The 11,110-nt window shown below is 52.5% G+C and carries 12 protein-coding genes; 10 read left to right on the forward strand and 2 right to left on the reverse strand.

All coding sequences use genetic code 11. The features are described from left to right. Positions 1 to 63 precede the first annotated feature (63 nt). The 4 genes from cysB to acnA all read left to right on the forward strand — a co-directional run bounded on the left by cysB (position 64) and on the right by acnA (position 5,041). The gene (cysB, locus tag AAH446_RS01185; protein WP_342904900.1) at positions 64 to 1,038 is read left to right on the forward strand and encodes an HTH-type transcriptional regulator CysB; all 975 of its coding nucleotides are present in this window, start codon (positions 64 to 66) and stop codon (positions 1,036 to 1,038) included. Between the two features lie 504 nt (positions 1,039 to 1,542). Further along, positions 1,543 to 1,701 (forward strand): YmiA family putative membrane protein, encoded by a 159-nt coding sequence (locus AAH446_RS01190; RefSeq protein WP_342904901.1) that lies wholly within the window; start codon positions 1,543 to 1,545, stop codon positions 1,699 to 1,701. Next, positions 1,626 to 1,868 carry a hypothetical protein gene (locus AAH446_RS01195; RefSeq protein WP_342905833.1) on the forward strand — a complete coding sequence of 81 codons (243 nt, stop codon included), beginning with the start codon at positions 1,626 to 1,628 and terminating at the stop codon, positions 1,866 to 1,868. The genes AAH446_RS01190 and AAH446_RS01195 overlap by 76 nt, the downstream gene beginning before the upstream one ends. A gap of 491 nt (positions 1,869 to 2,359) precedes the next feature. After that, on the forward strand, positions 2,360 to 5,041 hold the full coding sequence (gene acnA / locus AAH446_RS01200) for an aconitate hydratase AcnA (protein WP_342904902.1): 2,682 nt from the start codon (positions 2,360 to 2,362) through the stop codon (positions 5,039 to 5,041). A gap of 40 nt (positions 5,042 to 5,081) precedes the next feature. Here acnA and ribA read toward each other — a convergent pair whose 3' ends face one another. Next, a complete protein-coding gene (gene ribA, locus AAH446_RS01205; protein WP_342904903.1) occupies positions 5,082 to 5,675 on the reverse strand; it encodes a GTP cyclohydrolase II in 594 nt (197 codons plus the stop codon). 230 nt (positions 5,676 to 5,905) lie between these two features. Between ribA and pgpB the strand changes: the two genes are divergently transcribed. The 5 genes from pgpB to yciH all read left to right on the forward strand — a co-directional run bounded on the left by pgpB (position 5,906) and on the right by yciH (position 9,569). After that, entirely contained in the window at positions 5,906 to 6,667 is a 762-nt protein-coding gene (pgpB, locus tag AAH446_RS01210) for a phosphatidylglycerophosphatase B (RefSeq protein WP_342904904.1), read from the forward strand. A 145-nt stretch (positions 6,668 to 6,812) separates the two neighbouring features. After that, positions 6,813 to 7,121 (forward strand): LapA family protein, encoded by a 309-nt coding sequence (locus AAH446_RS01215; protein WP_342904905.1) that lies wholly within the window; start codon positions 6,813 to 6,815, stop codon positions 7,119 to 7,121. Positions 7,122 to 7,127: 6 nt separating this feature from the next. After that, positions 7,128 to 8,297 (forward strand): lipopolysaccharide assembly protein LapB, encoded by a 1,170-nt coding sequence (gene lapB / locus AAH446_RS01220; protein WP_342904906.1) that lies wholly within the window; start codon positions 7,128 to 7,130, stop codon positions 8,295 to 8,297. A gap of 229 nt (positions 8,298 to 8,526) precedes the next feature. Further along, a complete protein-coding gene (pyrF, locus tag AAH446_RS01225) occupies positions 8,527 to 9,243 on the forward strand; it encodes an orotidine-5'-phosphate decarboxylase (RefSeq protein WP_342904907.1) in 717 nt (238 codons plus the stop codon). Next, entirely contained in the window at positions 9,243 to 9,569 is a 327-nt protein-coding gene (yciH, locus tag AAH446_RS01230) for a stress response translation initiation inhibitor YciH (protein WP_342904908.1), read from the forward strand. The genes pyrF and yciH overlap by 1 nt, the downstream gene beginning before the upstream one ends. Positions 9,570 to 9,634: 65 nt before the next feature. Here yciH and osmB read toward each other — a convergent pair whose 3' ends face one another. Next, the gene (gene osmB, locus AAH446_RS01235) at positions 9,635 to 9,853 is read right to left on the reverse strand and encodes an osmotically-inducible lipoprotein OsmB (protein WP_024968186.1); all 219 of its coding nucleotides are present in this window, start codon (positions 9,851 to 9,853) and stop codon (positions 9,635 to 9,637) included. A gap of 537 nt (positions 9,854 to 10,390) precedes the next feature. Here osmB and AAH446_RS01240 point away from each other — a divergent pair. Beyond that, complete coding sequence (locus AAH446_RS01240; RefSeq protein WP_342904909.1) at positions 10,391 to 11,089, forward strand: L-ribulose-5-phosphate 4-epimerase; 699 nt, start codon at positions 10,391 to 10,393, stop codon at positions 11,087 to 11,089. Positions 11,090 to 11,110 lie beyond the last annotated feature (21 nt).

Raw genomic sequence — 11,110 nt, forward strand, 5'->3', positions numbered from 1 at the left:
ACTTTGGCGCTAAGCCTGCAAGCGTAACCGGCGTGTCGCTCCAACCCCTGGACGGAATGAAAAATGAAATTGCAGCAGCTGCGTTATATTGTCGAAGTGGTTAACCATAACCTTAACGTCTCTTCCACCGCAGAGGGGCTCTATACCTCTCAGCCCGGCATCAGTAAGCAGGTGCGTATGCTGGAGGATGAGCTGGGGATTCAGATTTTTGCCCGAAGCGGTAAACACCTGACGCAGGTTACGCCAGCGGGGCAGGAGATTATCCGCATTGCCCGTGAAGTCCTCTCTAAAGTCGATGCCATCAAGTCCGTTGCGGGCGAACATACCTGGCCTGACAAGGGGTCGCTTTACGTTGCCACAACGCACACGCAGGCTCGCTACGCGCTGCCGAATGTGATTAAAGGGTTTATTGAGCGCTATCCGCGCGTCTCGCTGCATATGCATCAGGGATCGCCTACGCAGATTGCTGAGGCGGTTTCAAAAGGGAATGCAGACTTCGCCATCGCGACTGAAGCCCTGCATCTTTATGATGATTTAGTGATGCTGCCTTGCTATCACTGGAACCGGGCTATAGTCGTCACCGCTGACCATCCGCTGGCCGGAAAAGAGAAAGTGACCATTGAGGAACTTGCGGAATTCCCGTTAGTAACCTACACCTTTGGCTTTACGGGCCGTTCAGAACTGGATACGGCGTTCAACAGGGCAGGGCTGACCCCGCGTATCGTCTTTACCGCCACCGATGCGGATGTGATTAAAACCTACGTCAGGCTGGGACTGGGTGTTGGCGTGATTGCCAGCATGGCGGTCGACCCTGTATCCGATCCCGACCTGGTAAGAATCGAGGCGGCAGAGGTCTTTAGTAACAGTACGACTAAAATCGGCTTTCGCCGCAGTACCTTTTTACGAAGCTATATGTATGACTTCATCCAGCGCTTTGCGCCCCATCTGACGCGCGATGTTGTTGATACTGCTGTAAGTTTAAAATCCAACGATGATATCGAAGCGATGTTTAAAGATATCAAACTGCCGGCCCGATAAATCTCACCACGCCCCTTTCTCTTCCGTCAAGAGCCGCTCAGGCGGCTCCCTCTCGTTACCAGATGGACCTTTCTTAAGCTTTAACGATAAAACCTTTTTATTATTTTACGTAAATGAAACATCTATCACAGGTTTTTCCATTGTTATTCATTAAATGAGAAATAGTACACATTTTTCAGCGGACAGCTTTGCGGGTTACCAGGATGATTCTCATACTCTAGTTAACAAGACGTTGAGGGCTGCGGTTTCAAAGGAAGCGCGGCCGGGGCAACAGGAATTAATGGATCTGAACGGCGCTGGCGAGAGGGTAATCCGCTGTGATTTTTCCTCTTCAGTTATCAGTTTTGCTAATGACAGGCGATAAAGATTATCTTGTTTGATAAATCTCATTAATCGTTCTGTTAAATAAAAATGACTGGATTTCGCTTCGCAAAATGTTTAGGATTCATCCTAATTTCTGATTGGTTCAGACAATCGTTTTAATAAGAGTGATTATCAAAAACTATGGCTACCAGATTAACAGCACAACATGACTTCGGGCATAAAACCCTTAAGGTTCAGCGTAACAGCAATCTGAAACGCAAAGCATGGTTAGCAGTATTCGCAGGCTCAGCGGTGTTCTGGATTGTTGCAGTATTCATGATTTGGCGTATGTGGGGTTAATTATGCAGCTACAGGCATTAAGTCGTAAATCAGAGCAAACGCGCAAAATTAAAGAGACGTACTGTAAAGATAAAGAAACGTCTGAGGTGACTATTCCTGACTCATGGAGCCTCAATCAGTTACAGCGTAACTTTATTGAATCAATGATGGATAAAACAAACAAATAACCAAAAGTTATAACGCAATGCCTTTATAAATTGTTGGGCTATAAAATAAATAAAGCGTTATGGGTGATGACTTATAAACCTGGTCAGGCAGCTTATCGCCAGCAATATAATCCCGGGTATTTATAATGTAGCGAATGTTGTTGTTTTGAATGGTTTTTTTTCGGTGGTTTCTGATTAATTCGCAGAGTGAGGGCAGAGCAATGAATTTAACCCAAATGACCTGGTTTAGTACCTGGACCTTCTCCGCTTTATTCTGGACAAGCTTACTTTGGCTGGTCATGGTAATCAGATAGTGGCGACAATAGCCAGTTAATGAATTCTTTAAAAACGCCCTGGGGTTCAGACCGCAGGGCGTTTTTGTCTGGGCGACAGTCTTAAAATTGCACATTTGGTGTTGTTATCAAAACGTTACTTTAAGTTTGTACTATCTTTAAATGAGACCCTGTAATGACTCAGGTTATCTGTGATGAGAGTCGAACAAAGGAGGAGTAATGTCGTCCACCCTACACCAAATAAGTAAGGATACGCTGGAGGTCAAAGGCCAACGTTACCATTACTACAGTCTTCCTCATGCCGCTGAGCAACTCGGCGATATCTCCCGCTTGCCCAAATCTCTGAAAGTCCTGATGGAAAATCTGCTGCGCTGGCAGGATGAAAGCTCCGTGACCACCGATGATATTGCGGCGCTGGCCGGATGGCTGAAAGATGCGCACGCCGATCGTGAAATCGCTTACCGGCCTGCCCGCGTTTTAATGCAGGATTTTACCGGGGTTCCGGCCGTGGTCGACCTCGCTGCCATGCGTGAAGCGGTTAATCGTCTCGGTGGGGATGTGGCTAAGGTAAATCCACTTTCACCTGTCGATCTGGTGATCGATCACTCCGTAACGGTTGATAAATTCGGTAATGATGACGCGTTTGGAGAGAACGTCAGGCTGGAGATGGAGCGTAACCACGAGCGCTACGTATTTCTCCGCTGGGGCCAGAAAGCCTTCAATAAATTCAGCGTCGTGCCGCCAGGTACCGGTATTTGTCACCAGGTAAACCTTGAGTATCTGGGTAAATCCGTCTGGCATGAAACGCTCGATGGTGAGGAAGTGGCCTATCCGGATACGCTTGTAGGCACCGATTCGCATACCACCATGATCAACGCGCTGGGCGTGTTAGGATGGGGCGTTGGCGGCATTGAGGCGGAAGCCGCAATGCTGGGTCAGCCGGTATCGATGCTGATCCCGGATGTAGTGGGCTTTAAGCTCACTGGCAAACTTAATCCAGGGATTACCGCAACAGATCTGGTACTGACCGTCACGCAGATGCTGCGTAAGCACGGCGTGGTCGGTAAATTCGTCGAATTTTACGGCGATGGACTGGACGATTTGCCGCTGGCCGATCGCGCGACCATCGCCAATATGGCGCCTGAGTATGGTGCAACCTGCGGATTCTTCCCGGTCGATGATGTCACGCTGGGTTATATGAAGCTGACCGGCCGCAGCAGCGAGCAGGTCGCGTTAGTCGAAGCCTACACCAAAGCGCAGGGGCTGTGGCGCGAACCCGGCGATGAGCCTGTGTTCTCCAGCTCACTGGCGCTGGATATGAGTACCGTAGAAGCCAGCGTGGCCGGCCCGAAACGCCCGCAGGACCGCGTGTCTCTGAACGGCGTCCCTCAGGCTTTCCAGGCCAGCCATGAGCTTGAAGTTAACCACGCTCAGAAGCAGCACAAGGCGGTAAGCTATACGGATAGCGAGACAGGGCGTTCGCACGACCTGGAAGATGGCGCCGTAGTCATTTCCGCCATCACTTCCTGCACGAATACCTCGAACGCAAGCATATTGATGGCTGCCGGCCTGCTGGCGAAAAAAGCGGTAACGCTCGGACTCCAGCGGAAACCCTGGGTAAAAGCGTCACTGGCACCCGGTTCAAAAGTGGTATCCGATTATCTTGCCACTGCCCGGTTAACGCCTTACCTCGATAAATTAGGCTTTAACCTGGTGGGTTACGGATGTACGACCTGTATCGGTAACTCCGGCCCACTTCCTGACGCTGTAGAAAGTGCCATCAAAGAGGGCGATCTTACCGTAGGCGCGGTGCTTTCCGGCAACCGCAACTTTGAAGGGCGCATTCACCCTTATGTGAAAACTAACTGGCTCGCCTCTCCGCCGCTGGTGGTTGCCTACGCGCTGGCAGGGAATATGAATGTCAATCTGGCAACGGATCCTCTGGGCGAGGATAAAACGGGTAAGCCTGTCTATCTGAAGGATATCTGGCCATCGCCGGAAGAGATTGATGAAGCGGTCCAGCTGGTTTCCACCGAAATGTTCCATAAAGAGTATGCTGAAGTTTTCGAAGGCACGCCTGAGTGGCAGGAAATTAAGGTTAGTGAAGCGGCAACCTACGACTGGGATGAGGGGTCGACCTATATCCGGCTTTCGCCTTTCTTTGACGATATGGGCAAAGAGCCTGCGCCGGTAACGGATATCCGGGGCGCGAGGATTCTGGCGATGCTCGGTGATTCGGTCACCACTGACCACATCTCACCGGCTGGGAGCATTAAAGCGGAAAGTCCGGCAGGGCGCTATCTTCAGGAGCATGGCGTCGAGCGCGGCGATTTTAACTCCTATGGTTCACGACGCGGCAATCACGAAGTGATGATGCGCGGCACGTTCGCCAACATCCGTATCCGTAATGAAATGGTGCCTGGGGTGGAAGGCGGCGTTACCCGCTTCGTTCCGGGTAATGAACAGATGGCCATTTATGACGCCGCCATGAAATATCAGCAGCAGGCGACGCCGCTGGCGATAATTGCCGGTAAAGAATATGGTTCAGGTTCGAGCCGCGACTGGGCGGCAAAAGGACCGCGTCTGCTGGGAATCCGGGTGGTTATTGCCGAATCCTTTGAACGCATCCACCGCTCTAACCTAATCGGTATGGGAATTCTGCCGCTGGAGTTTCCGGAAGGCGTGAGCAGGAAAACGCTTCAGTTAACCGGTGATGAGCAGATAGATGTTGAGAACCTCGACCAGCTTAAACCCGGCGGTACCGTGAGCGTTACGCTGACGCGGGCGAATGGCGAGAAAGAAACGCTGGAGACGCGTTGCCGTATCGATACCGGCAATGAGCTGACCTATTATAAAAACGATGGGATTTTGCACTACGTTATTCGCAATATGCTCACCTGATGGAAAAGGGACGGGAAACCGTCCCTTTTTTGCAGGGCTGCTACTCTTTGGTCAGCAGGTGACCCATTTTCGCCGCCTTGGTATCAAGGTAGTGCGCATTTGCGGGGTTACGGCCCACGATAAGCGGCACGCGTTCAACAATATTGATGCCAGCCTCGCTCAGGATCTCCACCTTGCGCGGATTATTGGTCAGCAGGCGAACCTCATTCACCCCCAGCAGCTTGAACATATCTGCGCACAGCGTGAAGTCGCGCTCATCGGCGGCAAACCCCAGCTGGTGGTTAGCCTCAACCGTATCAAATCCTTTGTCCTGCAACGCATAGGCGCGAATTTTATTCAGCAGCCCGATATTGCGGCCCTCCTGGCGGTGGTAGAGCAGCACGCCCCGGCCTTCTTCCGCAATGTGATTAAGGGCGGCCTCAAGCTGAAAACCGCAGTCGCATCGCAGACTGAACAGGGCATCCCCCGTCAGGCACTCTGAGTGAACGCGGGCCAGAACGGCTTCGCTGTTGCTGATTTCACCATACACCAGCGCAACGTGATCCTGTCCGGTCGCCAGTTCTTCAAAACCGACCATCAGGAAATCGCCCCATGGCGTCGGCAGTTTAGCTTCTGCCACCTTCTTAAGCTGCATGTGATTCTCCAGAATCTTAAGATGTTGCGCTATCATCATGGTAGCGCGCTGTCAGCTGTCTGACATTTGATTAAGGCTATTTTGCCACAATCAGAACAGAGACGGTAAACGAGATAGTGCGATTGCGCTAAATGCGCACAATTATCACCTTCTGCGACAGTATGTTATTATTTTTGGTCAACTATTCGTTAGGTCAGGTCAGCAGACCAGAACCGGTGTTAAGGACAACTATGTTAGCTATCATGAAACGCACCACTCTGGGTACGCTGTTGTTACTGATTATGCCGGTTGGCGTCTGGCTGTCGGGGTGGCAGTGGCATCCAACCGAAATGGGCGCAGGCTATAAAGCCCTGTTCTGGGTAACGGAAACCGTCACCCGCCCCTGGGGGATCCTGACCAGTGCCGTTCTCTGCGGCTGGTTTTTCTGGTGTCTGCGCTTCCGGCTAAAACCGGCCGTCATCCTGCTGCTGATCGTCACCGCAGCGCTGCTGACCGGACAATACAGTAAAAGCTATATCAAAGAGCAGGTGCAGGAACCACGCCCGTATGTACTCTGGCTGGAAAAAACTCAGGGTCTGGACCCGCAACTGTTTTACGGGCAGGCGCGTGAGATTCGTAGCCAGCAGGTGATTGAGACGATAGAGAATGATGCCCAGCTGCCGCAGTGGTTGAAAGATCACTGGGCGTTTGAAACCGGCTTTGCATTTCCCTCAGGGCATACCATGTTTGCAGCAAGCTGGGCGCTGTTGGGCATTGGCCTGCTCTGGCCGCGCCGCCGCATTCTGACGGTAGTGGTTATACTCGCCTGGGCGACCGGCGTAATGGCAAGTCGTCTGGTGCTGGGAATGCACTGGCCAGGCGATCTGATCACCTCAACCCTGATAAGCTGGCTGCTGATTACGGTAGCTACCTGGCTGGTACAGCGCTTTGCTGGCCCGCTAACCGTGCCGCCAGCCGAGCATAAAGAGATAGAAGCGCGCGAGCAGGAGTAATTGAGTTCTGGACTTTTGCCCCCATAACAGGGGTATCGCAAAAGATGATTTCCAGCGTCCAGCCGCGCACCGATCTATCAGGCAAGCAACCGGGCATTTTTTTTGGCATAATTCATCTGATAATCATCAGACTATGGGACGGACTGTGAAATATTTGCTGATTTTCTTACTTGTATTAGCGATCTTCATCATCTCGGTTACGCTCGGAGCGCATAACGATCAGGTGGTGACGTTCAACTACCTGCTGGCGCAGGGGCAGTATCGTATTTCAACGCTTCTGGCGATCCTGTTTGCCGCTGGCTTTATTCTGGGGTGGGCGATTTGCGGTCTGTTCTGGCTTCGCGTCCGGGTCTCGCTCGCGCATTCTCAACGTAAACTGAAACGTCTCCAGCAGCAGCTGGGGCAGGCAGAGGAACCCGTGAACGCGTCCTCTGTCCCTGCCATAAAGGAATAATTACTCATGCTGGAACTGCTTTTTCTGTTACTCCCTGTCGCCGCCGCCTACGGCTGGTATATGGGGCGCAGAAGTGCGCAACAGAATAAGCAACAGGAAGCCAGCCGCCTCTCACGGGATTACGTTGCCGGCGTCAACTTTCTGCTTTCTAATCAGCAGGATAAGGCAGTGGATCTCTTTCTTGATATGCTGAAAGAGGACAGCGGAACGGTTGAAGCACACCTGACGCTCGGTAATCTTTTTCGCTCAAGAGGGGAAGTGGATCGCGCTATCCGTATTCACCAGGCGCTAATGGAAAGCGCTTCCCTGACTTACGATCAGCGGCTTCTGGCCGTTCAGCAACTCGGCCGCGACTATATGGCGGCCGGTTTTTACGATCGTGCCGAAGAGATGTTTGCCCAGCTGGTGGATGAAACGGATTTTCGCATCGGCGCGCTTCAGCAGCTGCTGATTATTCATCAGGCGACAAGCGACTGGCCTAAAGCCATTGAGGTGGCCGAGCGGCTGGTTAAGCTGGGTAAAGAAAAGCAGCGAATGGAAATTGCCCATTTTTACTGCGAGCTGGCCCTTCAGGCGATGGGCAGCGACGATCTCGACAGGGCGATGGGGCTACTCAGGAAAGCAGAGTCTGCCGACCGGCAGAGCGCGCGGGTCTCGATCATGATGGGGCGCATCTTTATGGCGAACCGCGACTATGCAAAAGCCGTGGAACAGTTGAAGCGCGTCATTGAGCAGGATAAAGAGCTGGTCAGCGAAACGCTGGAAATGCTGGAAACCTGCTACCATGAGCTAAACCAGCCTGACGCCTGGGCAGACTATCTTAAACGGTGCGTGGAAGAGAACACCGGTGCGGTGGCTGAACTCTATCTGTCTGAGGTCATTGAGCAGAAAGAGGGCGGTGAAGTCGCTCAGCTCTATATCAACCGTCAGCTGCAGCGTCATCCGACTATGCGGGTGTTCCACCGGCTGATGGATTTTCACCTGCACGAAGCGGAAGACGGGCGGGCAAAAGAGAGCCTGATGGTCCTGCGCGACATGGTGGGGGAGCAGATCCGCACCAAGCCTCGCTATCGCTGTCACAAATGTGGCTTTACCGCTCACGCCCTCTACTGGCACTGTCCTTCCTGCCGGGCATGGTCCTCCGTCAAACCTATTCGCGGCCTTGATGGTCAGTAAAAACGCGGCTTAACGTCGCGAATACTGACGCTCAGCGCTTGTTTATTAGTTACAACATACTAATATCTCAAAGCAGGAAAAGGTTTCAGAAGCTTCAGCGAAATCCCCGGTCTGGCAGAAATGAGTCGCAAAAGTCAGCGGGTTAACTGTGAATTTCGCTATCCCACAGGTAGAATGCTTGCCGTTTATCTCCTGCGCCGCCCGGTGCTTCATCTTCAGAGGGCTTATCATGCATTCACCTCAGGTAACTGGTTCACCGATTCTGCTGGCGTTAGATTACGCCGATCTCAATAGCGCTCTGGCCTTTGTTGACGGCATTGAGCCAGGCAGCTGTCGTCTGAAAGTCGGCAAGGAGATGTTTACGCTGTTTGGACCGCAGCTGGTACGCGACTTGCAGGGTCGTGGCTTTGAGGTGTTTCTCGACTTAAAATTTCATGATATCCCTAATACGACCGCGCATGCGGTGGCCGCGGCGGCTGATTTAGGCGTATGGATGGTCAATGTCCACGCCAGCGGGGGAGCGCGCATGATGACAGCGGCCAGAGAGGCGTTGCTGCCGTTCGGTAAGGATGCGCCAATGCTGATTGCGGTTACGGTACTGACCAGCATGGATGCAGAAGATCTGAAAGGGCTGGGCATTGATGTTTCTCCGGCCGAACATGCCGAGCGCCTGGCGCGTCTTACTCATCAGTGCGGGCTGGATGGCGTTGTCTGCTCTGCGCATGAAGCGGTACGCCTGAAAAGCGCCATCGGACAGGACTTTAAACTGATCACTCCAGGTATCCGGCCCGAGGGCAGCGATGCCGGCGATCAGCGCCGTATTATGACCCCGCAGCAGGCCCGCCAGGCTGGCGTAGACTATATGGTAATCGGTCGTCCGGTGACCCAGTCTGCCGATCCGGCTGCGACCCTGGCTTCAATTCTGGCATCGTTACGGGAGGCATAATGGCCGATAACAACAGCAGGTTAGTCTACTCAACGGATTCAGGCCGCATTGATCGGCCTGAAGCAGTGGTGCAGCGTCCGAAAGGGGATGGCATCGTGCGGATTCAGCGGCAAACCAGCGGCAGAAAAGGCAAGGGCGTCAGCCTGATCGCCGGAATCGATTTACCGGACGCAGATCTGGAAAAATTAGCGGCTGAGCTGAAGAAAAAATGTGGATGCGGCGGCTCGGTAAAAGAGGGCGTGATTGAGATTCAGGGTGATAAGCGCGAACTGATTAAAACGCTGCTTGAAGCTAAAGGAATGAAGGTTAAGCTCGCCGGCGGCTGACATAAGAAAGCCGCGAGAAATCGCGGCTCTCATTTACGGGGATGCAGGCTGTGAAAGCACAGGACTTACCGGTCGATTTGGTGACCGATAATGCCCCCTACCGCTGCGCCGCCAACGGTGCCCAGACCGCTGCCGTTCGTGAGCACAGAACCACCGATTGCACCGGCCCCTGCACCGATAGCGGTATTACGATCGCGTTTAGACCAGTTTGAGCAGGCGCTCAGTGAAAGAACCAACGTGGTGGCCAGCAGGCCTGCTGTGATGCGTTTTGCAGTCAAAGACATAATCATTTCTCCATAATTTTACTGCGCTAAATATTCCATTAAGTATAGCCGCTTATAGCACTTCTCAACCTTTAACCGCTCATTATCAGACGAATATTTCACCAGGTAGCGTCAGTTTAAACAGGACCGGTCGGAAGCCTGAGCGCGCAATACTCTGCATACTTGAGTAACCGCGCCTGGTCAACTGAGCAGAAGTAAAGATCTTACTCATTCAGGCTTATATCTGGCCTGAGTTAATTTCATTCACCAGAGATAGCGGGAGATACGTCACTGACAGGGTTAGAGTCTTTTTACCGCCGTCATGACCCTGATATTACCATGGTTTTGTTTGCCAGGTATATTCCGTTAATCTGCTAACTATTCTACAAATCCGTAAAGGGCAAATCCGATCCCGCATCATGCGCCTTGCCAAAAACCTCTCTTGCCAGCTCAACTTGTGCTCTGTAGCCATTTCCTGCCGCGCATCCAGCTAAAAGCTCCATACATTAAAAGCGCCGTAGCGATGAAAATAAAAGAAAGAACGCACGGAGAAAAGTGATGTTAGAACAACTCAAACAGCAGGTACTGGAAGCCAATCTTGCCCTGCCAGAGCATGGCCTTGTGGTTTTCACCTGGGGCAACGTCAGCGCAGTCGATCGCTCCTCTGGCCTGATGGTTATTAAGCCTTCCGGCGTCAGCTATCCGGTGATGCAGCGTGACGATATGGTCGTGGTCGATATCGCTACAGGAGAGGTTGTTGAGGGCAGCAAGCGACCTTCCTCCGATACGGACACCCACAGAGCGCTCTATCTGGCCTGGCCTGAAGTTGGCAGTATTGTGCATACGCACTCCCGTCATGCCACTATCTGGGCACAGGCGGGTAAATCCATTCCGGCCTGGGGCACGACACACGCTGATGATTTTTATGGTGCTATTCCCTGTACCCGACAGATGCGTCCCGGAGAGATCCAGACGCGCTATGAATGGGAAACCGGGCAGGTGATCGTTGAAACCTTCCGTGAAGAAGGCCTGGACCCGATGGCTATTCCGGCGGTACTGGTCAACTCCCATGGCCCGTTTTGCTGGGGCAAAACTCCTCAGGAGGCAGTGCATTCGGCCGTAGTGCTGGAAGAGGTGGCCTATATGGGCATCTACAGCCAGCTTCTGACGCCGTCACTCCCTTCGATTCAGCAACCGCTGCTGGATTGCCACTATTTACGCAAGCACGGCAGTAATGCGTGGTATGGACAAAAATAGTCTTTCCGATAGTTACTTAAT

The organism is Erwinia psychrophila, from assembly GCF_039023475.1.
Taxonomy (GTDB): domain Bacteria; phylum Pseudomonadota; class Gammaproteobacteria; order Enterobacterales; family Enterobacteriaceae; genus Erwinia.